The following is a 23,019-nucleotide window of genomic DNA, read 5'->3' on the forward strand; positions in this document are numbered from 1 at the left end:
GCTGTTTTCGCACGACCGGTCAGGGCTTCGCGTAACCGAGCGCCCGTGCTTCCAATCCCGCGAGAGAGGGCTCGTGGAGGAAGGTCACCCAGCCCTCCCTCCGGGAGTGCCGGGGCACGTAGGAGATGAAGAGTTCGGAGCGCTCGCGGACCTCGCCCCCCTGGCGCAGCTCCACCCCCACCCGGACCTCCTCCGCCGTCTCCTCCCCCCGGTTCTCCACCGTGATGGGCACCCGCCAGTGTCCACTCCCCTGGAGAGGCTTGCCCACGGTGACCACCAGATCCGGCGGCGTGTCGCCCATCGTCCATGCGTCCACCGCCACGTAACCCAGCACCGCCGCCACGAGCGCGCAGCTGACCCCGAAGACGACCCACTCCAGCCAGTTCCAATGCGCCTTCATGATTGGATGAGCAGCCTTCCCGCGGACGCGCCGAGCGTCCCCGCGAATCCGAGCACCACCACCTGCGCCACGCAGATGGACAACCCGTTGCCGTCGAAGCGCCCGAAGAACCACAGCACCAGCGCCCCGGAGACGAGCGCCAGCGCGTAGGTGATGACCGTGCCCGCCAGCACGTCCCACAGGTGACCCCGCCTCGTGAAGCGGCTCGCCCCCGTGAAGTCGAGCTGGTACAGGATGAGCCCTCCGAGCAGCAGCGACAGCAGCGCCGTCCCCAACTGCCGCAACGGTGTCAGCTCCACGGCGATCATCACGATCTCCTCGGTGGGCGCCACGTTGGCCGCGAAGAGCACCGCTCCGCAGAAGCCGATGACGAGCTGTCCGGGCACGTGATCGGCCGCGTCGCGTTTGCTCGCGTCGTCCCCTTGCTTGCCGCCCTCGCCTCCGCTCCCACCTCCGAACTGCGCGCTGCCCACCGAGATCCCGATGGCCACGGAGCCCGCTTCCACCGTCACCATTCCCACCACCTCCGGCCACGAGCTGTTCGCGGTGAGGCGGCCAATCAGGAAGAGCACCGCCGTGGACACCAGCAGCCCGAGCCCCAGCTCCTCCACCGAGTCCGTGAACACCTCGCTCCAGTTCACGTCCCGCCGGAAGCCGCCATAGCGGTTGTAGCCGAGCAGCAGCACGAAGGTGCCCAGCAGGTAGAGCAGCAGGTGCGCGGGCCGGGTGATGAAGCCCGCCCACCACACCTCCATCGTGTAGAGCAGCGGCAGGCTGAAGAGCAGCCCGCCCGCGATGCCCCGGCCGTACTCGCGCAGGGACTCCATCACCGGGCGGCGGCGCCTCTCCGGCGAGGCGTTTCCCTCGGGCTCGTGCCGCGCGTCATTCATGGCGCCGCCCAATGTATCCAGCCCCGTACGGGGGGACAGTTCCCGGAAGGCACGCCGCGGTGGGTCATGAGCCCCTGGACTCGCCGCCATGGGCTCCTTCCCGTCTCCCCTCCGCGAGCCCCTTCTCCTCCCACCCGCCACGCCCTACCTTCCCTCCACGCATCTGGGCGTCGTGGATCATTTCCTCGGTGGGGGGCGTGGAGGACTCTGACGGGCATTGGTGCGCGAGGGAATGAACCGTGAACTACCACCTCCGCACCCAGGCCGAACTCGACGCCTCGCTCGACCAGGTACTCGCCGCCGCTCCCCATGACGTCACCCGGAGTGACTCCTGGTTGCTCGTCTATGGCTCCATGCTCGAGGAGCCGCCGTTCTCGCCCGAGGATCGGCGGCCCGCGACCCTCGAGGGCTGGGAGCGCGTCTTCTGCCTCGCCGACCCGAAGATGCGCGGCACCGGGCGGCGTCCCGGGCTCTGTCTGGGACTCGTCCGGGGGCACCGCTGCCGCGGACTGGCCTACCGGCTCGCCGCGCGCACCGTGCGCGAGGATCTACGGCGCGTCTGGGAACGCGAGATGCTGTTGCCCTTCTACGTGCCCTGTTGGCTCGAGGCCCGGACGCCGCGAGGCCTCATCACCGCGCTGACGTTCTGTACCGATCCCGACAGCCCATTGTACGAGCCGTCCCTGAGCGAGCCGGCGATGATCGAGCGACTCGCCCGGTGCGAGGGCGAGAACGGCTCCAATGCCGAGTACCTCGACGAGACCGTGCGACAGCTCGCCGAGGTGGGCCTTCCCGACACGGGCCTGGACCACCTCGCCGAGCGCGTTCGTGCCGTGCGCGCCGCCCGCCTCGAACTCAGGTAGGGCGGCGCTCTTGCGTGCCTATCCCATCGCGGACGTCAGCCGGTGGCCCGCGGACGCGACGAGCGCGTCCTCGATGAAGCCCGCGATGATGTTGGGGATGCGCAGCTTGCGGGTCGCGAACTCACGCACCGCGTAGAGCGCGCACGAGGAGGCCAACGCGGCCACCGCGCCCACCACGGCGAAGCCCAGTACGGACCGCTCCTTCTGCCGTGCCACGGCCGCTCCCACCAGGGCCCCGGAGGCCAGCCGCATGAGGAGCACCGGCGGCACGAGGCGCGAGGGCATCCCTGGCAGCTTGTCCAGCACCAGCTCGCCCAGCGCGAGCACCGGCAGGACGCGCGCCGTCGTCGACGACGCGAGGAACTGCTCCACGGGACTCGCCTTCGCGCTCGCTCCCTCTTCGGCCAGGTGTTGGCTCAGGAAGGTCGGAGCACTCAGCGCCCTCATCCCCGCCATCGCCCCCATCCCCGCCGCGGTCATCATGTCGCTTCGATTCATGTGTCCACCCCTCGTGGCTGAGACCACTTCGCCTGTCAGCGAGGATGGGGATGCCAACGAGGAGCGACCATTCCCCACACAGGGGTTGCCTGCTCGGCTGCCGCTCCCCGCGCGTCAGGGCTGGAGGGAGGTCGGGGGGGGATCCGGCTTCCTCACGGGGATGTAGCACTTGCCCTGGTACTCGGCCGTGCTGCGCGGGCAGGGGGCCCTCTTCGTGTGTTCAATCCAGCAGCCTCCTCGGATTTCCACCTCCGTTTCCTCGAAGCATGGAGGCTTGCGCTGTTCCTTGAAGGGCTTCTCCGGCATCGGGTAGGAGGCGATGGGAAACGCGAGGTCCTGTCCGTCGGAGAAGACGACGGGGTTCTCGTTCACGGTTCGCGTTCTCGTCTCTTCGAGTGCGTGAGGCCAGAGGACGAGGGCGAGTCCCGCCACCGTCGCCGCCGCGGCCCCCGCGAGTCCCCAGCGGAGCACCTGTCGCCGGAGGCGCGAGGGCACGCGGTTGAAGTGGTCGTGCGCGTCCTTGCGTTTCTCGATGTGCGCGGTGGCGCCCGCGAGCCGGATGAGCAGCAGCGTCAAGTCGTGCAGGGAGGCGCGTCCCTGGGGGGACTGCTCGACGTGCACGGCCTGGTAGGGCGGGTGGATGGAGCCCTCGGCCCGGACGCTCCAGGCGCTTCGCGGACCTCCGTCCTCGCTCGTGCCCGGGAGCACCACCAGTACCGGGGCGCCCGTCTCGACATGGTGCGCTTCGTGGATGGAACCCTCGTCCGGGTCGGTGCCCCGGTAGCGTTTGCCCAGCCGATACGGCCCGATCCTGTCGCCCTTCTTGCCTGGGGTGCCGCTCATGTCCGTGCCTCCCGCTGTCGGAGCCTTCCTACCTGGAATGTCGGGCCCGTGTACAGACGTCGGAAGTCAGGGCGGCACGTCCCGGCCCTCGCCGAAGCCGAGCACCCACCACTTGGGGGCCTCCGCGCCGCGCTCCACCAGCGCCCCCGCCAGGTCCCACAGGGGCTCCGTCTCACCATCATCCGCGAGCCGGAAGGTCCCGTAGTGCATGGGCACGCTGTGGCGCGCGCCCAGGTCCACGCTGGCCTGCACGGCCTCGCGCGGCGAGATGTGCACCGGTGACATGAAGCCCTCGGGCTTGTAGGCCCCGATGGGCAGCACCGCCAGCCGCATCGGCCCGTAGCGCTCCCGGGCCTCGGCGAACTGCCGGCCCCAGCCCGTGTCCCCCGCGAAGTACGTCGCTCCGTGCGGCCCCCGGAAGACGTAGCCCGTCCACAGCGTGCCCCCACCGTCGGTCATGCCCCGGTTGGTGAAGTGTTGGGTGCGCGCGCTCACCAGTGTCACCTCGGGGGTGAGCGGGAACTCCTTCCACCAGTCCACCTCGGTCACATGGCGCAGACCTTCGCCCTCGAGCAACGCCCCGTTGCCCAGTCCCGCGAACAGGCGCATCGCGGGGAACTTCTCCTGGAGCCGCCGCAGCGTGGCCACGTCCATGTGGTCATAGTGGTTGTGGCTGAGCACCACCGCGTCGATGGGTGGCAGGTCCTCGAAGCGGATGCCCGGCGGACGCACGCGCTTGGGCCCCGCGAAGGACACCGGGCTGCACCGCTCGCTGTAGATGGGATCCGTGAGGATGTTGAGCCCGTCGAGCTGCAAGAGCACCGTGGCGTGGTTGATGAACGTCACGCGCAGGGCGCCGCGGCCCACGCGCTCGGGCGGAGGCGGGCCGTGCGGCACGTCGTGCCAGTCCTTCCACGGGCCGGGCCGGCGCGTCCGCATCCAGTCCATGAAGCCCATGCGCTGCTCGCGGGGCTCCAGGTTGAAGAAGCGCCGGCCATCGAAGTGGTCGCTCGGGGGGCCCTTCCAGGTGGGCGCGGCGAAGACGCAGCCTCCCGCGCCCACCGCCATCCCCAGGACGAGCACTCCGAGGCCAAGGCGCGACAGGAGACGGGTCGGGACGAGCGTGCTCATTGCTCCTTCGGGGCTCCAGGCGAGGTCAGCGCCTCCTGGGTCGACGACTGCTTTGCCTGTCGATTCAACCTCTCCTCTTCGCGGGCCTTCTGGGCGATCGCCTTGACCTGGGCTCGGGCCTTCGCTCGTCCGTGCAGCGAGGAGTCGCCCACCGTCACCACCGTGAATCCATCCACTTCGACCCGTTGGACCTTCTTCATGGCCACTTCTCCTTCACCTGTGTGCATCTTCGCATGGGCCTGTCCATCGTCCACCTCCACCTTCCGAGCGGAGTCCTCTCATCTAGATGGGGGCGTATTTCAAGACCTCGGCGAAGGTGTTGCGGAGCAATGTCTCCAGTTGCTCGTAGTCCTCGGTGTCGAGCCCTGCCCAAAAGGGTTTGAGTCGATTCGATGTGAGGTAGACGACCCCGATGGGGACCCAGTTGACCGAGTCATGGATGGGCACACAGACCATGGAGGAGAAGATCTGATCGTGCGTCCATGACTCCAGCATGGATGCCGTGAAGTTGGCATGCAGCCGGGGGTCCCCGGACGCTTCGAGCGTCGTGGCTCTCGACGTTGAGCACGTGCATCTGCCAGGACGCCCAGAAGTCTTCCTGGTGCCGCCGCACGAAGTTGCGCGCCAGCCGCTCCATGAGTTCCGCACCGGGCGAGGGCGGATTGTTCGACAGCAGCGCGTAGACGCGGGCCACGGGCTGGTGGCGTTGGGCTCTCTTCACGCGCTCCAGCAACAACCCACGCAGCCGGGGATCGGCCAGGCTCAAACCCACCATCAACACCGTCTTCTTCTCCTCCGTGAAGAGATCGTCGAGTTTGCGGCTCGCCCAGTCTCCCCGCGCCTCGTGGTAGTCCTTCTCCGAGAGGACCACCGTGCCCGACGATGTCTTCCCCGGAGCCGGGGGGAGGTAGCCGTGAAGGTGCACGACGTGTGGCTCCGCGGGCCGCTCCCCGGTCACGATGACCTCGGGTGCCTTTCCCAGCAGGCGCTCCGCCGCGCGCTCCAGCAGATCATCGAAGTTGAAGGTGTAGAGGCCGTGCAGCCGCCTCCTGGGCGTGTCCATCGAGGTGGCCAGGATGGCGGCCAGTTCCAGGTGGATGCTGCTCACGTCCTTGGGGACGCCCCGGTACAGCGCGTCGCGGAGCATGTCGAGGTAGCGCTCCGCGGGCAGCTTGTCGCGCACGACGTCCACCACGGCTTCCCGCCCGAAGTTGTCCACGAAGATCCGGGCGGCCACATCGAGGTCGCCAGATTGGAACTCGAGGTCGCTGTGCTCCTGGGCCAGGAAGGAACTCAGCAGCCGGCGGTTCAGCTCGTTCCAGGACGGCAATCCCGACGCGATGGACGCGCCCGCGCCCACGAGGAACTCCAAGGAGCCCTCCTGGAAGCTCCGCTGGAGGTTGGCAACGAAATCACCCGCCGACAGACTGCTCATGCTCATGGAGCCCCTCTTTCCCCGTACCCGCCGTTGTTCCCCACGCGCACTACCTTACGAACAACGTCTGACACATCTACCGGAAAAGTCACCAGGGAAGGTGCGCCGCGTCATCGGTGCCTCGTGCTCCCACGGCGGGGGAACGGGCAGGCGCCCGCCGTTCATTCAGGTACAATCACTTCACCTGGCCAGCAGGAGTGGGCTTCAGCCACTTGTACACACTGGGGCCGGATCTTCCGTGCGCGACGCTCCGGCCGTACCCACGGACAACAGACGGTGGGCGGGCATGGGCCCACCTTGGAGCTGACTTGGAGCCGACATGACCCCGGAGAGAGAACTCACGCTGATGTTGGCGCCGGCCTCCGTGGCCACGGCGTCCGGAGAGCCCCGATTTGGCACCTACCAGGGCGAACTGCCCGAGGTGGATTTGCAGAAGCTCAGCGGCCGGTGGGCCCCGTCGGCGGCGAAGGATCGCCTGCTCAAGCGCAAGCGCTGGCACTACACCCTGGCGGCCACGCGCGAGGTGCTGGCGCTCTTCGCGGTGGTGGACGTGGGCTACTCGGCCAATGCCTTCGCGGTGGCGTTGGACTTGAAGGAGCGGCGGGTGCTCTGCGACGTGAGCTTCCTGGGGGCACCGGGTCCGCTGGCCGAGGTGGGCAACCGGCCCGGGGCGGGGCTGTCCGTGTCGTTCCGCACGCTGGGCGGGAGGATGACGGCGCAGCGCGGCGCGGAGGACGAGCGCTACCGGCTGCGCGTGGACGTGAGCCGCTTGCGCACCGGCAGCCTCCAGACCTTCCAGTGGGATGGGAGCCTGTTGGTGGCCGGGGGGGCTCCGGCGCTGTCGGTGATCGCCCCCGTGGAGGGGGACGGCTTCGTCAATGTCACCCAGAAGCGCGGCGGGATGCTGGCCTTCGGCACGATCGAGGCGGGGGGCAAGCGCTTCCAACTCGACGGGGGCGTGGGGGGCACGGACTACACCCAGGGCTACCTCGCGCGGCACACCGCGTGGCGCTGGGCCTTCCTGGCGGGACGGCTCGCGGATGGCACCCCCGTGGGCCTCAACCTCGTCGATGGCTTCAACGTGAGCTCCCACACCAACGAGAACGCCTTGTGGCTCGGCAACCGGCTCATCCCCCTGGGCCGCGCCAGCTTCGAGTACGACCGTCAGGAGTTGATGAAGCCCTGGCGGTTGCGCACGGACGACGGGGTGGTGGACCTGAGCTTCCAACCCCTGCACGTGCACCGCGAGGACCATGACTTCAAGGTGGTGGTGAGCCACTTCGCCCAGCCCCTGGGGCTCTTCGAGGGCACGGTGCGCGTGGACGGCCACACGCATGTGCTGTCCGCGGTGCCCGGCGTCACCGAGGACCAGGACATGCTCTGGTGAACAGCCCCGGCGGGAGGGGGTGGCTGCGGTGGGAGTGGGAGTGGCCTATGCTCGGGTTGCGCTCGGGGGCTTCATGCGTTGCTCGAAATGCGGTCACGTCATTGACGATGCGTCGTTGGACTACTGCGCCGAGTGTGGCGAGCCCCTGAACGTCCAGGCGGACGAGGACGACGAGCGGACCGAGGTCTCCCAGTCGCGCTACGCCGCCGAGGACGAGGCGACCGCCGTCACCGACACCGAGGACGACAATCCGGATGGCGCCGAGCCGGATTACGAGGAGCGGGACCGGCCCGCTCCCGCGGACTCCTGGGGGGACTGGTTCTCCCAGGCCGCGGGCGCGCTGTTCGTCGCCGTGACGCAGGTGGGCGGCACGTTCCAGGGGCTGCTGGATGATCCCCGCTTCCGGGCGCGCCTGCCGGGCGGCTCGCTGACGTTGGTGGGCGTGGGGCTCGTGGGGGTGGGGCTGGTGCTCTCCGTGGCGCCTCCCATCCCGGGCATTGGCCTGATGGGCTCGGGGGTGGTGCTCCTGTGGGGAGCGCTCGCGGCGGTGAACGAGTGGCGCCAGGTGCACGAGGCGCCCGAGTACCCGGGTCGGCCCGTGCCGCCCCTGCCTCCGGCGCTCGCGAACCTGCCCCGGGAGATGGAGCATCCGGCGGTTGGCCAGACGTTCGCGTTGCTCGTCTGCGCGTATGCCTTGTTGATGCTGGGCTACGGGCCCATTTCGTGGGTGTGGATGCTCGCCGCGGGGCTGCTCGGCTACGACCAGGGCCGGAGGTACTTCGTCCCTCCCGAGGACGGCTTGCCCGAGGGGGAGCCGGGGTCCGCGTCGCACCCGTGGGTGTTGGCGGGCGTGGTGCTGTGCAGCGTCTCGCTCCTGCTGCCGTGGACGCCGGCGAGTACGTGGGCGTCGGGCACGCGGGGTGGAGAGTTGCCGCTGGTGGCGCTCACCCAGTTCACGTTGCTGTTCCTCGCGTGCTCGGCGGTGAAGCACCGGGGGCTCGGGGGGATGCACCCGCTCTTCCTCACCCTCATGTCCGTGTGGCTCATGCTGTGGTTCTTCTTGATGAAGAACTCCCACAGCCCGGGCCCGTGGGTCTTCCTGCCGGGCGTGCTGACGCTCGTCATCGTCGTCGCGCGCCACCTCATTCCGCAACGCACCCCGGAGGCGAAGGAGTCGGCCTCGGACCTGGATCTCCAGGGCTGAGCCCTGCGTCCCTGAACCGTTCCGCACGAAAGAGAAGAGCGCCTCGTGAAGCCGGGGCCTCACGGGGCGCTCGGGGAAGCATCAGGAAAGACTGCCTGTCACTTCTGGTTCTGGAGCCAGGCGCGCACCTCGGGCAGGGCGCGCTCGCGCAGCATCACGTCCTGCTCCAGCTTCTCGATCGTCTGGCTCATGGCCTGCTTCGCCTCCTCCACCGGGTGCGCCATCAGGAGCTTGCGCACCTCGTCGAGCTGCTTGCGCTCGCGCAGCGCGCCCAGCGACTCCACCACCCGCCGCAGCAGCATGGGCGCCGCTCCCGTGCGCGCCAGCACGTCCTTCCAGCGCTTCTGCTTCTCCGCCCACCACGCGTCGCGGCCCGTGCGGTTGGCCATCAGCCCCGTGAGGAAGCTCGCCACGTCCTGCATCTTCACCTTCTCGCCGAAGAAGAGCTGCTGCGCGGCGGCCGCCAGTTGCGGATCCTCGAAGGAGGTGATGGCCATGAGGTAGCGCCGCTGCGTCGCCGGATCCGGCTCCACCGGCATCTTCTCGAGCAGCTTCTCGTACAGCGCCTTGTCGCCCTCTCGCGCCACCATGCTCACCGCCACGTCGAGCAAGTTGGGCTCCAGCGCGCTCGTGTCCCCGTTGAGCGCCCGCTCCACCCGGGGCCGCGCCTCGGCCAGCGCCTTGCGGCTGCGCGCCACGCCGCCAATGGCCCGCACCAGCGCCGCGCGCCGCAGCTTCACCCGGTCCGTCTCTCCCGGAGCCGGCTCCCACCCGAGCTTCTCGAGCCCCGCGCCCAGCAGCTTCTCCACCCACCGGCGGAAGCGCTCCTGGTCCTCGCCGTCCACCAGTCGGCTCTCCACGTACGCGAGCCGGCCCACCAACTCGTCCAGCACCGCGTCGTCCTCCTCGTGGCCGAGGCGGCCCGCCAGGTCCAGGAACGCCGCCAGCGTCGCCTGGCCGCTGCGCGCCAGCGCCCACTGATCCGCGAGCAGCGAGATGCGCTCGCTGGGCGCCAGCGCGTCCACGCTCGCCGACAGCCGCTCCAGCGCCCGCGCGTCGTACTGCACCCGGTAGAAGCCCGTGGAGTTCGCGTTGGCGACGAGCCACTTCACCTCGCCCGTGCCCTCCAGCTTCACCTCGGCGTGGGACTCGCGCAGCAGCACCCGCTGCTCGCGCACCCCGCCCGCGTCCGCGTAGCGCAGCACCATGGGCACCGGCCAGCGCTCGTTGCTCTTCACCCCGGGCTCCGAGTAGTAGCGCTGCTGGGAGAGCTTCACCGTGCGGCCCTCCAGCGACACGCTCACCAGCGGGTAGCCGTTCTGGCCAATCCACGCGTTGGCCAGCTCCAGCACCGGCTGCGACGAGGCGTTGGCGAGCGCCCGCCACAGGTCATCCGCCACCGCGTTGGAGCGCGCGTGCTTGCGCATGTACTGGCGCATGCCCTCGCGGAAGGCGTCCTCGCCGAGGAAGCCCTCGATCATCCGCAGCACCGCGCCGCCCTTCTCGTAGGTGATGAGATCGAAGCTCTCACCGGCCTCGTGCGCGTTGCGCACTTCCCCGCGGATGGGGTGCGTGGAGCGCAGCGCGTCCAGGTGCAGCGCCGCCGCCTTGCCCGCGTCGAAGTCCAGCCACACCCGCCACTCGGGCTTCCACGAGTCGACGATCTTGTACGCCATCCACGTGGCGAAGGCCTCGTTGAGCCAGAGGTCGTCCCACCACACCATCGTCACCCAGTTGCCGAACCACTGGTGCGCCAGCTCGTGCGTCACCACCTCGGCCACGCGCTTCTGCACCGACAGCGGCGCGGTGGCCGGGTCGAGCAAGAGGGCGATCTCCCGGTAGGTGATGAGGCCCGCGTTCTCCATGGCGCCGGCCTCGAAGTCGGGGATGCCGACCTGGTCCACCTTGCCGAAGGCGTAGGGCAGGCCGAAGTACGCCTGGAGCCGGGGCAGGGCCGCGAGCGCCGCGTCCTGGCCGAAGCGCGTGAGGTGCGCCTTCTCCGGCAGCGCCCAGGTGCGCACCGGAATCCCCTCCACCGTCTCCTCGATGGTGCCCACCAGCGGGCCCACCACGAGCGCCACCAGGTACGAGCTGAGCACCTCCGTCTCCTGGAAGTACAGCTTGCGCAGGTGGCCGTCGGACTCCTCGCGCTCGAGCCGGCCGTTGCTCAGCGCCGTGAGCCCCGTGGGCACCTGCACCGTGAGCGCCCAGCGCGCCTTGAAGGCCGGCTCGTCGAAGCACGGGAAGAGCCGCCGCGCATCCGCCGCCTCGAACTGCGTGGCCGCCACCTTACCCGCCATGTACAGGCCGCGCAGGCCCTCGGTGAAGCGGCCCGTCCACGCCACGTCCAGCGCTCCGGCTCCCGCGGGCAGTTGCTCGGGGAAGCGCAGCACCACCGTCTCGCTCTCCGGCACCACGCGCACGTCGTTGCACACGCAGATGCGGCCATCCTGCGTTCGGAACAGCACCTCTCCAATCTTCAGCGCGATGGCGTGCAGGATGATTTCATCCGTGGGCTTCTCCAGCTCCAGCTCGATCGTCTGCACGCCCGTGAACGCGCGCGCCTCCAGGTCGAGCGTCAGGGTCGCCGCGTACCGGCGCGGACGAACGGAGAGGGGAAGTCGGAAGTTCTTGTCTTCAGTCAGGTGAGCCATAGGCGGCGGCACTCTAGCGGGAGCGCGAGCGCTTGCCGGGCCGGACGCGCGTGCCTTTTCCCTCGGGCGTCCACCGGGTAACGGCTCCCCGCGCCACCCCCTGCCGGCCCTTCGTTTCCCCGCCCGCGAGGGAGTGTATGTTGATAGACTACATTGTTCGAGCCGGGGTGGCGTGAAGTCATGGGCCGCGGCGCGCGAGGGACGACGATGAGACGATGGGGACCCACGGACTACCGCGACATGCCCTGGAAGAACGGGGGCGGCGTCACCCGGGAGCTGCTGAGGCTGCCGCACCCGAGGGAGCCGGAGCGCTTCCTCATGCGCCTGTCGATCGCCACGGTGGCCTCGTCGGGGCCATTCTCCCTGTTCCCGGGGGTGGACCGGACGCTGCTCTTCCTCGAGGGCGAGGGCATGGCGCTGCGCCGGGAGGAAGCTCCCGAGGTGGTCCTCGAGCGGGGCAGTGCGCCGTTCCGCTTTCCGGGAGAGGTGCCCTTCGAGAGCCGGCTGCTCGGGGGGCCGGTGCACGACTTCAACCTCATGGTGGACCGGGAGCTCGCCGAGGCCCGGCTCGACGTGGTGGAGCTGGCGGCGGGCGGCGAGCACTCCATCGAGGGCGCGGGGAGCGTGTGGCTGTACGGGCTGGAGGGGAGGGCGAAGGTGTCGGGCGAGCCACTGGCCGAGCAGGAGCTGCTCGGCTGGGAAGCCCCTGGGAGCCTACGGGTGCGCGGGGTGGGAGCCGCCCGCGTGGTGGTCGTCCATCTCACCCCGCGAGGAGGGTAAGCCGCGAGCGGGGCCCTGCCCGCCCGGCCGGGGATGAGTGGCGAGGAGAGGGGGTTTGCGTTAGAGCCCCCGGACTTCATGCCTTCGTCCGACACCCCCGCGCCCAGACCCTCCGTCTTCCGCCACCGTGACTTCCGCCTGTACCAGCTCGCCCGCCTGTGCGCGGTGCTGGCGATGCAGATCGAATCGGTGGCCATCGGGTGGCAGGTGTACGAGCTGACGGGCAGCGCGCTGGCGCTGGGCTACACGGGCCTCGCGCAGTTCCTGCCCTTCGTGGCCTTCGCGCTGGTGGGCGGACAGGTGGCGGACCGCGTGGACCGGCGCGCCATCCTCGTGGTGTGCCAGAGCGTCATGCTGCTGTGCAGCCTGCTGCTCCTGTCCTTCACGATGGGCCACGTCCGGGACGTGCGCTTCGTCTATGGCGTGCTGGTGCTCTTCGGGACGGCGCGGGCCTTCTACGCGCCCGCGAGCGCGGCGCTCGTGCCCCGCCTGGTGCCCGCCGAGGATCTCACCCGCGCGGTGGCCATCAACTCGACGACGTGGCAGGTGGCCACCATCGCGGGTCCCGCCGTGGGGGGAGTCCTCTATGGCTGGGCGGGGGCCTCGGGGGCCTACATGGGCTCCGCCGCGCTGTGCGCGCTCACCGTGGTGTGGATGCTCTCGCTGAAGGTCCGCACGGGCCGCTCCTCGAGCGAGCCCTTCTCGATGACGACGCTGCTGGCGGGCTTCCACTTCGTGCGCCGTCAGCGGCTGCTGCTCGGCAGCGTCACGCTGGATCTGTTCGCGGTGTTGCTGGGTGGCGCGGTGGCGCTGCTGCCCATCTACGCGCAGGACGTGCTGCACACCGGGCCCTGGGGCCTGGGGCTGTTGCGCAGCGCGCCCGCGGCGGGGGCGGCGGTGGTGGCGATCCTGCTGGCCTCGCGTCCGCTGGGCGGCCGGGCGGGGTGGAAGATGTTCATCTCGGTGGCCATCTTCGGCGTGGCGACGCTCGTCTTCGGACTGAGCCACTCGCTGCCGCTGTCCGTGGTGGCCCTGGCGGTGGCGGGGGCGGCGGACATGGTGAGCGTGGTGGTGCGCGGCACGGTCGAGATGCTGGCCACGCCGGACGACATGCGCGGCCGGGTGGGCGCGGTGAACATGATCTGCGTGGGCGCCTCCAACGAGCTGGGCGAGTTCCGCGCCGGCTCCTTCGCCGAGCACATGGGCGCGGAGAAGGCGGTGGTGTCCGGAGCGGTGGGCACGCTGGTGGTGGTGGCGCTGTGGGCCTGGGGCTTCCCCGAGCTGCGGCGGGTGGACCACCTGGAGAAGGCGGCGCGCGAGCCCCTGCCGCCCGAGCCCGAGCCCCTGGCGGCGCAGTCGGCTCACTGAGCCGGAGGCCGTGGCGTCTGGGACGGTGAAGCGGGCCGTGCCGGGGAGGTGGGCTCGCGGTGCAGGCCGTGCCACAGCTCCAGGAAGACGCCGTTGGTCCAGCCGAAGCCGATGTCCCATGCGTCAACCCTGTTTGGGGCCGCCGTTCGGAGGTACCCAACGCTCTCCCGGCTTCGTCCACCCTGCCTCCGAGCGAGAAAAGATGCCCGTGTGTTCAAGCTGGGACAGTACCTGCTGCTGCCGTTGTTTGAGCAGTACCGCTCCCTGCTTCCATGGCTCTTGTAGCAGGTCCAACATGATCACACCGTTGTCGAGCTTGTGCGCCACGGCTCCACACCCCCAAAGACTGGTCTCTCCCATCAGTCGCGCCAGTCGCGGCCCGAAGAATGTCCGCGCAAAGAGTGTATCTGGTCCCCAACGCACGTAGCCCCGAGGATGCTGCAAGGTCCCCCCTTTCAGCAGCAACTCAGAGGCTGCCCCCTGGAACTGGATGTCCACCAATCCGTACTCCACGGGCAGAACGGTGGCCAGTTGCTGTGCCGTTTCAAAGAAGAGTCTCGGATCCCCGGGTCGCAACCGCATACGGCTATCGATGCACAGCCACCCAGGAACACTGTCACTCATGTTCCACGTCACACCATAGCGTGGCTGAACCGTCCGCAGTAGTACTGGCACGGGTGAATCCTCTCCTCGACGCGCTCCGTCACCGAAACGTATCAACTCCTTGCGCTGGTAGGGATTGCGCAGCCCCTCAGCTTCCCCCCAGTGGGTAGGTTCCCCTAAAGGCCCTCGCTCCATTATCTCCAGCAGTTCCTGTTTCCAGTCCCACGGAGAGCCCGGTAGCAAGAATTGCAACCTGATCTGCTCGACGTCCTCCATGCTCACCCTCCCATGAGGACGATCATCTTGATCTTCTCATCTGAATACTCTACCCGCAGGACGTGGGATCCCTCTTCCCAGACATCGTAGAACGACCGGGAGTCATCCGGCGCACGCAGCGCCTTGTGGACCTGAGCGCGCCCCATGGAGAAATCTAGCCCACCAGGCAGTTCCCCTCTATAACCAAATTGATCTTGAAGAGGAGCCTTCAAGAAAATGGTTTTGATCCGGTTCGTTTCGCTATTCGTTGTCAACTCCACGCCGTGCGATTCGAACGTGTAGTAAATCGTATCGGGAGCACCGATCTCATCATCAACCTCCGGTTCTCCCATCCTGGCGACGAATTCCTGAACCTCCTCGGACTCGTACGGCTTGCCAACCAACTCTCCCAGTTTCAACGAACTCATATCATCTCCACTCTGTGTCCTGGAACACGGTCTTCATTTCTTGATGCCCAGGGAATTCAAGAGCTTGTTCATGTCGTCGTAGAGGCCAATACTCTTGTTTCTGGCTTCTATTGCCTTGAAGGCTTCTTCAACTTGAGAACTGGTGCCAGACCTGCCAAGCGCGTCACGCAGTGCTTCCATATCGTTCCGTGCTGCCTTCTGCAAGTCTTGTGCATCCTCCGCGACTTTTCCGGCGTTGTTCTTATTGAAATAAGTGCGGCTGAAGTTCTTGTGTACCTCTTCAGGTTCGGTAATGGACGTCAGATGGTTACGCAGCTTGGTGGCCTCGTCCTTGGTGAGTTCACGACCCAGTTGCTTTTCTGCTGCTTTCTTGCTTGCTGCAAACGAAGGGATGTGATCATTTTCTAGTCTGTCCCCCTTGATTGAGCGCTGCGTCTGGTTTCCATAGGAGTTCACATCAAGCGGCTGGACGGGTCTGAGTGAATGGGGTGGCGGCACCTCTGGCAAGGATCGGGGCGGCTCCTGAGCCTCTTGCCGGACAATGTTCGAGTGCGGTTCTGCATTCGTGCTTGCCCTGCCCACCATGCTTCTACGGGACTTGCCAAGCAACAGTTGGCCTATCTGGTCCCGCAGCCATTGATTGATTCTCGCCTTCATCGCATCCAAGGCTGAGTAGGTCTTCTGGATAGACCCCTGGATCCGGTTGCAGGTTTCGATGAGGGCGGCGATTTGTTGCTTGCTAGCAAACGTCCGGGCCAACCAACCGTTGGCGTGCTCCTTGCCCTTGTTCAGGGCTTCCTGGATGGTATCCAAGCTCTGCTTGATCTTGGCGGCTGCCTCGTCCATCCACTTGCCCATGTTGTCGGGCAGGCGCTTGAGCCACTCGTGTGCATTGGACTTGCCGAAGAAGTTGAAGATCTTGAGCAGATACCACCACAGTTCTGGGGCAAGCTTCGTGATTGCATGAGCCCCTTTCCTGTGAATAAATGTGATGAGCCCTTTGAGTACCCCTTTGACAAGCGAGCCGATCTCGGGGATGCACCCCAGCGCAATGATGAACAGATTCAGCCACAGGTAGACTTCATAGTCGAGCCCGATAATGGGCTTGTGTTTCGACTGCTCGCTCTTGCTTTCAGCGTAATACTCGATGAGGTGCTTCAAGCCTGCGATGATGTCTCTTACATCCAACGCCTGATCCACTACGGGGAATAGCCCCAAGGCGGTGTTGACGGCTATCTGGCTGATGGTAGGATCCGGGTTGAAATCTCCTTGCAGAGTGCCCCAGATCCAGTCGAGCATTGACTCATAAACGGCCTTGGGCGCCTCCTTGTCAGGAGTGGCCGATGGCTTGACATGCAGTTCCTCGATCTCCAAGTCTTCCAAGAAGTAGTAGACGAAGGAACTGCGCTCGGGCGGCACGTTGTCGATCTGGGCGCGACCGTTCTTGTCGAGCGTGCCTGTATACCAGACTTCACCTTTTGGTGACTCGACAATGTACCTGGCACCCTTGACGGGTGTGCCGTCAGCATGCAGGTACTCTAGACGGATGCTCATGACCGCGCAGGGCGCGGTCGTCGCTCCAACCGAGCAGGTCGAGGATTGGTCAGACTCTAGCTTTCCTCCATACAACGCGTAGAGGCTCAGCCATCTTTCCCGAAGTCTGAAGTCTTCTGGCGCAGCCGGGTCGGGTAGCCGGCCTCCTGTCTCGGATTTGAGGACGCCATTGGCTGCCTGCGCAGCATTCTGATTGATGGGGAGCGCTATACGTTTTTGTGTGCTGGGCGCCATATGAGATGGTTATGGAGATGATCTATCTTTTCGCTGCCAGAGAGTTCATGACTCCTGAGCACTTGCTCTGCCCATGGAAAGCGCGGATGGCGTGCGAAGTCTGGATGCAGAACGACCATGCATCCGATGTAGAATTCCACGTCTCGCTCGGATACCACGCCGAATGAATTGGCTTCTTTCATGCCGCGCCGTACCAGCGGTTCCACGTCTTGCTCACTCAAATCATGGATTTTCAGTTCCGCCGTGAAGCTGTTCACCAAGTGCTGGACCATTCGCTGTGTGAATGCCAGTTCCCTGGAGAGAGACAGCGCTTGCATTTGCTCTTTCGATATTTTGAGCATCGAATCAATCCTCTTGCTTATCTACTATGTTCCAGCGCATGTGTACAAGCGACGTGCCAGTGGCACCGTGCACGGATTGGAGCTGTATTTACTGCTGCGTCATAAAGTTCGTGCCTTCCCGAAAAAGCGATGCGCCCTGGCAAAACTGTGGAAAAGCGTACTCTCCACAGAAGAAAGCCTGGGAGCCCCAGTCGGAGGGGTTGGGGTTGGCGCACCATGTCATCGAGTGCGGCGAACGGTCGCGTCCCGCGTGTTGAGCGCGCTCGGTGAACAGTGGAACTGCGGCGGAGCGAGCCGGCTCGTGTGGGATGAGCGTGCGACGAAGCCCGTCAGATGAGTGGTGTCATAGCCCTCGGCGACATGGAGTTCGGGCGGTGTCCAGCCTTGGTCGCGATGTAGGCGTGCTTGCGGCCCGTTCGTGCCACGATCCGCTCCCGAGCCCGAGCCCCTGGCGGCGCAGTCGGCTCACTGAGCCGGAGGCCGTGGCGTCTGGGACGGTGAAGCGGGCGGCTTCGTGGGCGTGGGCTCGCGGCGCAGGCCGTGCCACAGCTCCAGGAAGACGCCGTTGGTCCAACCGAAGCCGACGACGTTGTGCGCGTAGCCCGCGGTGACCTGCACCTCGGTGGTGCGCTTCACCACGTCGTACTTCTCGCGCAGGTTGCCCTCGCGGTGGAAGTTCTCGGCGACCATGTCGAGGAACTTCCGGGACAGGCGATCCGCGTCGGCGTCGTGGCCATGGCGGCGCAGGCCCTCGACGGCCAGGAGCTGGAGGGGGGCCCAGCCGTAGGGCAGGTCCCACTGGGCGGACGTCCGCCGGCGGCTCATCGCGAGTCCCCCGGCCTGCTCGAAGTCCGGGAGGTGGGCGGCCACGGCGCGCGCCTGCTCGGGCGAGGCCAGTCCCGCCCAGAGCGGGTAGAAGGTCGTCGCGTACTCGTAGGTGGAGCGCTGGCGCTTCTCGACGTCGTAGTCGAAGTACATGCCCCGCTCGGCGTCCCACAGGTAGCGGTCCACCAGGGCCCGGCGCTTCGTGGCGCGCTCGTGCCAGGCACGGGCCTCGGCGTCGCGGCCGAGCAGCGTGCTGATGCGCTCCAGGTCCGTCTCCGCCTTGTACAGCAGGCTGTTGAGGTCCACCGCGGCGTAGTGGTGCGTGCGCGCGCTGAAGGGCCCGAAGCGGAAGGAGATGTCGAAGCCGGACTCGCGCATGGCGCGGTCGCCCCGGTAGAAGTCCTCGGTGAGGGTGACGGCGCCCTGGGTGGTGCAGAGGGTGGTGCCGGGGTCGCGCTGGCACACCTGGGTGAGGAACACGGGGGCCGTGGCGCTCGGGGAGACGGCGTCCCGGTCCACCTCGCGCAGGAAGGGCCGTCCCTCTTCGGGGTGGCGCGTGAAGTAGCTCACCACGTCGCGGTAGTAGCGGCCCTGGTCCACCGCCAGCTCGGGCACCGGCCCCTCGTTGAAGTCGAAGTAGCGCGACAGGCCCGTGTCGCCCGCCAGGTGCTCCTCCCTCATCCACAGCCCATGGTCGCGCACGAGGAAGGGCCAGGCCTCGGTGAGCCAGGCGCGGCCCTCTTCCTCCGGGAGCCGCTGGTGGATCTCCATCACCATGGAGGTGAGGAAGGGCGGCTGGGAGCGGGACAGGTGGTAGGTGCGGTTGGCGTTGAGCAGCGCGCCGTAGTGTTGGATCTCGAAGAAGAAGTTGCGCACCATGCCCTGGGCCAGCTCCCGCCGTCCGTCGCGCAAGAGTCCCCGGATGATGAAGTAGCTGTCCCAGCCATACATCTCGTTGAACATGCCGCCGGGCACCACGTAGGGGTGCTCGAGGTAGAGCAGTCCCTGGGCCTTCAACGCGCGCACGTCCACCTGTCCCGCCCCGGTGATCTCCTGGGGCAGGCGGAGGACTTCGACCTTCGGACACTTCTGGCGCAGCCGCTGGGCGATGGCGGGCTCGGGGAGCTCCCGGGGCAGGTAGAGCACGGAGCGGCCCGCGACCTTGGGATCCGCGACCACCTCACAGGACTCGAGTGAGCGCGTGAGCGCGTCCCAGGTGCGCGCGATGTAGCCGCGCACGTCGGCATGAGCTGCGGCGGGAGGAGGCGGCGCGGTGGCGGGGGCGGGCGCCGCGCTCGCGCGGAGGGCCAGCGTGACGAGCAGCCCCGTCATCCACGGAGCGCTCCTGGAGCGTCGAGCGGCGGCCATCGGTCCTCCCGGGCCCGTGCGAGGACGGGCTGGCGAAGAGGGCAACGCTCGTCATCCCCGCGCGGGCGTGCAATGGGACGGTGGTGTAGAAGAATGTCCATGGCGCCCCCCGCTCCGCTCGTCTTCCTCCAGGACTCCGCTCTTCCCGAGGCCCATTTCCAGCGCCTGTGGCGGCGGGTGCGCGCGCTGGGCAACGAGCGGCTGCGTCAGACCTACCAGACGACCTTCTGGTTCGACCTGGGCGAGCCCACCAACCTCGTGGAGGAGGCCATCCTCGCGCTGCGCCCGCGCGTGCCGGTGCGCCGGGGGCTGGCGGGGGTGGAGTGGTGGTTGTCGCGCATGTACACGACGGACGTGCAGGTGGACTTCCATCAGGATCGCGACGAGAAGCTCGCCCTGAAGGGAGGGCCGCTCGTGCATCCGCGCTTCACCTCGCTGCTGTTCATGAACCGGGTGCGGGGCGGGGCGCTCGCGGTGACGCGCGCTTTGCCGTGTGAGGACAACCCTTCGCTCGCGCCCGACACGGACGAGTTCGATCTGGTGATGCCGCGGCCCAACCGCTTCACGTGCTTTCGGGGCAACCTCACCCACGGCGTGCTCGACGCGCGCAACCAGATTCCCGACGGGAAGCTGCCGGGGACGTCGCGCCTGCGGGTGACGCTGGTGATGAACTGGTGGCACCAGCGTCCCACCGACTTGCCGACCTTCGCCGAGTCGCGTGCGTACCGCTCACTCGCGCTGCCCACCAGGAGTCCGGCGGGCGCGCGGTGAGAGAGCCGGGTGCTAGAGACCGGTGATGCCCAGCGCGCCCTCCAGGCCGCTGAAGTTCTTCTCCACGACGACGTGGAGGATGGCGTTCTCCAGGCGGATCTCCACGGGCAGGCCGCCGGTGCCGGGCGTCGCATTGGAGATGGTGTTGGTCACGATGAACCAGATGCGCGGCTGGCGCACGGCCTTGAGGAACGTCTCCGAGCTGGGGATGGTGGCTTCCGTGCGCGAGGCGGGCCCGAAGTTGGCCGACAGCAGCTCCTGGGATTTGGCGTAGTACGGGGGCAGGTTGCGCGGGGTGTAGATGATGGGCTGATCCGGCGTGGCGTTGCCCTCGAGGGACAGGCGCGCCGACGCGTTCAGCGTGAAGACGGTCGAGGGATTGACCACGGTGAGGGTGGCGGTCACTTCCTTCACGAGGACCGCGAGATCCTGCGTGTCCGCGGGCAGGTCGATGGCCACCTCGGCATAGGTGGGCTCGAAGATGGAGGTGACCGGAACCGTCGTGGAGATGGGATCCGAGTCGATGGCCACCTCGGCGGAGCACGCGGTGACCAGCAGGGAGCAGAGCAGGGCGGGAGCGAGGCGGTTCATTAGAAGGTCAGGGACAGGTCGAAGGCGGGGAGGAAGGGAACGCGGCCCTCGTTGTAGGGCAGCAGGGGCTCGACGACGTCGACGTACGCGAGGCCGAGCGACACACCGAGCGTCGGGCCTCCGTAGCGCAGGCCGAACGCACCGCGCAGGGGCATGCCCTCGGAGAAGCGCACCCCGAGCTCACCGACGGCGGACAGGTTGCCGATGATGTTGAACACCACCGCGCCGGTCGCCGTGGTGACGGTGTTCTGGTAGATGTAGTGGCGCACCTCGCCCTGCACCAGGAAGCGCCCGAGCACGATGCCGTAGAGCGCATAGACGCTGGGCCCGCTGAAGTTCACGTCGACGCGCTGGATTTCAGGCACCTGCTCGTTGATGGCGCCGGACAGCGTCTCCCCGCCGAGGAACCACGTGTAGCGCCCGCCGATGACGAAGCGGTGGATGCCCCACTCGGCGCCCCAGCGCACGCCCACGTTGGCGGCGGTGGCGATGTCCGCGAGCAGCGAGGTGTCCACGGCGATGCCCAGCGCCAGGGGCAGCGCCGTGCGCTGCAGGCCAATGGTGAGGTGCTTGATGGGCGCGGCCTCATCGCTGGACAGCAGGCGCGCGTTGCCGGCGTGGGGGAAGAGGCGCGTGTCCTCCTCCTCCTCATCGGCGCGGGCCTCGCTCAGGGGAACGAGCGCGGTGAGCGCCCAGAGCGCGAGCCCCGCCGCCAGCGGGCGGCGCAGAGCGGAGAATACATGTCGAGGTGTCAACCCAACTCACTCCTTGCAGGGATGGGAAGGGATTTATCTACCGCGCCGCTCCTCGCCGTGTCACTTCAATGAGGGGCCGAGTGGGTGTTCTCCGACAGGGGCGTGCTCGGACCTGGACCCACACGCGAGCACGGCATGGCCATGAACGGGGAAGGCGGGGAGAAGTCTCGAGTCCTGGAGTTGTTGCGGCGTCACGGTTGGAACACCACGTCCTTCCAGGTGCTGGAGCCCGGGTACGCGTACTGGTTCGACGGGGACGACGCGTGCGTGGCCTACGTGGACACGGGAAGCGCGTGGGTGGTGGCCGGAGCGCCCATCGCCACCACGGAGCGGCTCGCCGCGGTGTCCGAGCGCTTCGCGGCGCACGCGGCGGCGAAGGGCCGGCGGGTGTGTTTCTTCGCCATCGAGAGACGGCTGTTACACGCCACGCCGCTCGCGTCCCTGCTCATCGGCGAGCAGCCGGTGTGGGATCCGCGGCGGTGGGAGGAGTGCCTGCGCGACAGCCGCCACCTGCGCGAGCAGCTGCGCCGCGCGAGGGCCAAGGGTGTGCGCGTGCGGGCGGTGGACGTGGCGGAGGTGCGCGAGCCCACGAGCCCGGTGCGCGAGGGGATGGAGCGGTTGATGGCGCGCTGGCTGGAGTCGCGGCGGATGGCGCCCATGGGCTTCCTGGTGCAGTTGTCGCCCTTCGATCGGCCCGAGGCGCGGCGCTGCCTCGTGGCGGAGCGGGACGGGGAGGTGGTGGCCTTCCTGTCGGCCATTCCCGTGTACGCGCGCGAGGGCTGGTTCGTGCAGCACCTGCTGCGCGACAAGCGGGCGCCCAATGGCACCGTGGAGTTGTTGGTGGACGGGCTGATGCGCGCCGCGGCGGCCGAGGGCCGGAGCTTCCTGACGCTGGGTCTGGCGCCGCTGTCGGGCGAGGTGGCCGGGGTGCTGCGGCTGGCGCGCCGGCTGGGCAAGCCCCTCTATGACTTCGAGGGCCTGCGGGCCTTCAAGTCCCGGTTGCGCCCCCATTCGTGGGATCCCGTCTTCCTGGCGTGGCCCCGGACGCGAGGCCCCGTGCTCGCGGTGTTCGACTCCCTCCAGGCCTTCGCCCAGGGCAGCCTGCTGCGCTTCGGCGCGAGGAGCCTGCTGGAGCATCCCCTGCTGCTCATCTGGCTGACCGCGGTGCTGCTGGTGCCCTGGACGGTGCTGCTCGCGCTGCCCATCACCACCAGCCACTTCCCCTCCTGGCACATCCAGGCCGCCTGGGTGCTCTTCGACGTGGGGCTGACGGTGGCGCTCTTCTCGCTCGTGCGGCGCTGGCGCCGGGGGCTCGCCACCCTGCTGGCCTGGGTCATCACCGGCGATGCGAGCCTCACCCTGCTCGAGGCCCTGCTCTACAACCTGCCGCGCGCCGAGGGCTGGAGCGACTGGCTGGTCATGGTCGTGGCGGTGATGGCTCCGTCGCTGGCGGCGGCCCTGCTCTTCTGGGCGCGCGGACACCGGACACTTCAGGGTCCCTGAGGGGTCTCACGCCCGGCGGGGCGGAGGCTCTTCCTCGGGGGGCAGCGGAGGGTGCGTCGGCGTGAGGTAGATGTCCGCACCCTGGACGCGCGCGACGCGGTGGAACTGCACCGCGTATTCCCGGCGGGCGGGCGAGCCTTGGCCCAGCTCGAAGTGGGTGGTCCCCACGTTCTCCACCGTCCCGAGCTTGCGCCCGGTCCCGTCGCGCACCGTCATTCCCTCGTGGATTTCTCCAGGGTCGATCATCCTCCGCTCCTCTCTTGGGTTGTGTTGCGTTGCCCAATGAGATGAACACGGCGGAGTCCCTCTACCCACGGCGCCTGCCCGTCCGCCTGGTG

The 23,019-nt window shown here is 67.8% G+C and carries 24 protein-coding genes; 7 read left to right on the top strand and 17 right to left on the bottom strand.

All coding sequences use genetic code 11. The features are described from left to right. Nucleotides 1–19: 19 nt before the first annotated feature. Nucleotides 20–400 (bottom strand): hypothetical protein, encoded by a 381-nt coding sequence (locus D187_RS55250; protein WP_002621954.1) that lies wholly within the window; start codon nucleotides 398–400, stop codon nucleotides 20–22. Further along, nucleotides 397–1,290, bottom strand: a complete 894-nt coding sequence (locus tag D187_RS18735; protein WP_002621955.1) for a TIGR02587 family membrane protein — start codon at nucleotides 1,288–1,290, stop codon at nucleotides 397–399. The genes D187_RS55250 and D187_RS18735 overlap by 4 nt, the downstream gene beginning before the upstream one ends. A gap of 239 nt (nucleotides 1,291–1,529) precedes the next feature. Between D187_RS18735 and D187_RS18740 the strand changes: the two genes are divergently transcribed. After that, nucleotides 1,530–2,153: a gamma-glutamylcyclotransferase gene (locus D187_RS18740; RefSeq protein WP_002621956.1), complete on the top strand. Its 624-nt coding sequence runs from the start codon at nucleotides 1,530–1,532 to the stop codon at nucleotides 2,151–2,153. Between the two features lie 18 nt (nucleotides 2,154–2,171). Here D187_RS18740 and D187_RS18745 read toward each other — a convergent pair whose 3' ends face one another. The 6 genes from D187_RS18745 to D187_RS18765 all read right to left on the bottom strand — a co-directional run bounded on the left by D187_RS18745 (nucleotide 2,172) and on the right by D187_RS18765 (nucleotide 6,066). Further along, nucleotides 2,172–2,651 (bottom strand): DUF4126 family protein, encoded by a 480-nt coding sequence (locus D187_RS18745; protein WP_155893433.1) that lies wholly within the window; start codon nucleotides 2,649–2,651, stop codon nucleotides 2,172–2,174. 114 nt (nucleotides 2,652–2,765) lie between these two features. Then, nucleotides 2,766–3,494: a hypothetical protein gene (locus tag D187_RS50070; protein WP_002621958.1), complete on the bottom strand. Its 729-nt coding sequence runs from the start codon at nucleotides 3,492–3,494 to the stop codon at nucleotides 2,766–2,768. Between the two features lie 66 nt (nucleotides 3,495–3,560). Then, a complete protein-coding gene (locus D187_RS18755) occupies nucleotides 3,561–4,625 on the bottom strand; it encodes an MBL fold metallo-hydrolase (protein WP_002621959.1) in 1,065 nt (354 codons plus the stop codon). Next, entirely contained in the window at nucleotides 4,622–4,825 is a 204-nt protein-coding gene (locus tag D187_RS18760) for a hypothetical protein (RefSeq protein ID WP_155893434.1), read from the bottom strand. Before D187_RS18760 ends, D187_RS18755 begins: the two co-directional genes overlap by 4 nt. Before the next feature lie 82 nt (nucleotides 4,826–4,907). Next, the gene (locus tag D187_RS55255) at nucleotides 4,908–5,081 is read right to left on the bottom strand and encodes a hypothetical protein (protein WP_155893435.1); all 174 of its coding nucleotides are present in this window, start codon (nucleotides 5,079–5,081) and stop codon (nucleotides 4,908–4,910) included. After that, the gene (locus tag D187_RS18765) at nucleotides 5,059–6,066 is read right to left on the bottom strand and encodes an SIR2 family protein (RefSeq protein WP_002621962.1); all 1,008 of its coding nucleotides are present in this window, start codon (nucleotides 6,064–6,066) and stop codon (nucleotides 5,059–5,061) included. Before D187_RS18765 ends, D187_RS55255 begins: the two co-directional genes overlap by 23 nt. A 313-nt stretch (nucleotides 6,067–6,379) precedes the next feature. On the opposite strand from D187_RS18765, the gene D187_RS18770 reads away from it, so the two are divergent. Beyond that, nucleotides 6,380–7,447 carry a DUF2804 domain-containing protein gene (locus tag D187_RS18770; protein ID WP_002621963.1) on the top strand — a complete coding sequence of 356 codons (1,068 nt, stop codon included), beginning with the start codon at nucleotides 6,380–6,382 and terminating at the stop codon, nucleotides 7,445–7,447. A gap of 73 nt (nucleotides 7,448–7,520) precedes the next feature. Continuing rightward, complete coding sequence (locus tag D187_RS18775) at nucleotides 7,521–8,651, top strand: zinc ribbon domain-containing protein (RefSeq protein WP_155893436.1); 1,131 nt, start codon at nucleotides 7,521–7,523, stop codon at nucleotides 8,649–8,651. A gap of 98 nt (nucleotides 8,652–8,749) precedes the next feature. On the opposite strand, the gene D187_RS18780 is transcribed toward D187_RS18775, so the two are convergent. Next, on the bottom strand, nucleotides 8,750–11,305 hold the full coding sequence (locus D187_RS18780) for a M1 family metallopeptidase (protein ID WP_002621965.1): 2,556 nt from the start codon (nucleotides 11,303–11,305) through the stop codon (nucleotides 8,750–8,752). A 207-nt stretch (nucleotides 11,306–11,512) separates the two neighbouring features. On the opposite strand from D187_RS18780, the gene D187_RS50075 reads away from it, so the two are divergent. Both D187_RS50075 and D187_RS18790 read left to right on the top strand, forming a co-directional pair. Next, nucleotides 11,513–12,085 carry a HutD/Ves family protein gene (locus D187_RS50075; protein ID WP_002621966.1) on the top strand — a complete coding sequence of 191 codons (573 nt, stop codon included), beginning with the start codon at nucleotides 11,513–11,515 and terminating at the stop codon, nucleotides 12,083–12,085. A gap of 78 nt (nucleotides 12,086–12,163) precedes the next feature. Further along, the gene (locus tag D187_RS18790) at nucleotides 12,164–13,453 is read left to right on the top strand and encodes an MFS transporter (protein WP_002621967.1); all 1,290 of its coding nucleotides are present in this window, start codon (nucleotides 12,164–12,166) and stop codon (nucleotides 13,451–13,453) included. A gap of 123 nt (nucleotides 13,454–13,576) precedes the next feature. On the opposite strand, the gene D187_RS55260 is transcribed toward D187_RS18790, so the two are convergent. From D187_RS55260 to D187_RS18805, 5 genes are all read right to left on the bottom strand, one after another. Next, a complete protein-coding gene (locus D187_RS55260; RefSeq protein ID WP_155893437.1) occupies nucleotides 13,577–14,332 on the bottom strand; it encodes a hypothetical protein in 756 nt (251 codons plus the stop codon). Nucleotides 14,333–14,334: 2 nt separating this feature from the next. Next, on the bottom strand, nucleotides 14,335–14,739 hold the full coding sequence (locus D187_RS18795) for a DUF6392 family protein (RefSeq protein ID WP_002621968.1): 405 nt from the start codon (nucleotides 14,737–14,739) through the stop codon (nucleotides 14,335–14,337). A gap of 33 nt (nucleotides 14,740–14,772) precedes the next feature. Further along, a complete protein-coding gene (locus tag D187_RS18800; protein WP_002621969.1) occupies nucleotides 14,773–16,527 on the bottom strand; it encodes a hypothetical protein in 1,755 nt (584 codons plus the stop codon). Further along, complete coding sequence (locus D187_RS55265) at nucleotides 16,500–16,868, bottom strand: type 2 periplasmic-binding domain-containing protein (RefSeq protein ID WP_155893438.1); 369 nt, start codon at nucleotides 16,866–16,868, stop codon at nucleotides 16,500–16,502. The genes D187_RS18800 and D187_RS55265 overlap by 28 nt, the downstream gene beginning before the upstream one ends. A 465-nt stretch (nucleotides 16,869–17,333) precedes the next feature. Continuing rightward, nucleotides 17,334–19,061, bottom strand: a complete 1,728-nt coding sequence (locus tag D187_RS18805) for a trehalase family glycosidase (protein WP_081713755.1) — start codon at nucleotides 19,059–19,061, stop codon at nucleotides 17,334–17,336. Nucleotides 19,062–19,154: 93 nt separating this feature from the next. Between D187_RS18805 and D187_RS18810 the strand changes: the two genes are divergently transcribed. Next, nucleotides 19,155–19,832 (top strand): hypothetical protein, encoded by a 678-nt coding sequence (locus D187_RS18810; protein ID WP_002621972.1) that lies wholly within the window; start codon nucleotides 19,155–19,157, stop codon nucleotides 19,830–19,832. 12 nt (nucleotides 19,833–19,844) lie between these two features. Here D187_RS18810 and D187_RS18815 read toward each other — a convergent pair whose 3' ends face one another. Beyond that, nucleotides 19,845–20,423, bottom strand: coding sequence for a hypothetical protein (locus tag D187_RS18815; protein WP_002621973.1), 579 nt, complete (start codon nucleotides 20,421–20,423; stop codon nucleotides 19,845–19,847). Further along, on the bottom strand, nucleotides 20,423–21,178 hold the full coding sequence (locus D187_RS18820; protein WP_002621974.1) for a hypothetical protein: 756 nt from the start codon (nucleotides 21,176–21,178) through the stop codon (nucleotides 20,423–20,425). Before D187_RS18820 ends, D187_RS18815 begins: the two co-directional genes overlap by 1 nt. Before the next feature lie 84 nt (nucleotides 21,179–21,262). On the opposite strand from D187_RS18820, the gene D187_RS18825 reads away from it, so the two are divergent. After that, nucleotides 21,263–22,681 (top strand): DUF2156 domain-containing protein, encoded by a 1,419-nt coding sequence (locus D187_RS18825; protein WP_002621975.1) that lies wholly within the window; start codon nucleotides 21,263–21,265, stop codon nucleotides 22,679–22,681. 6 nt (nucleotides 22,682–22,687) lie between these two features. On the opposite strand, the gene D187_RS18830 is transcribed toward D187_RS18825, so the two are convergent. Then, nucleotides 22,688–22,927, bottom strand: a complete 240-nt coding sequence (locus D187_RS18830) for a DUF2171 domain-containing protein (protein WP_002621976.1) — start codon at nucleotides 22,925–22,927, stop codon at nucleotides 22,688–22,690. Between the last annotated feature and the right edge of the window lie 92 nt (nucleotides 22,928–23,019).

The sequence above is a fragment of the Cystobacter fuscus DSM 2262 genome (assembly GCF_000335475.2).
GTDB lineage: Bacteria > Myxococcota > Myxococcia > Myxococcales > Myxococcaceae > Cystobacter > Cystobacter fuscus.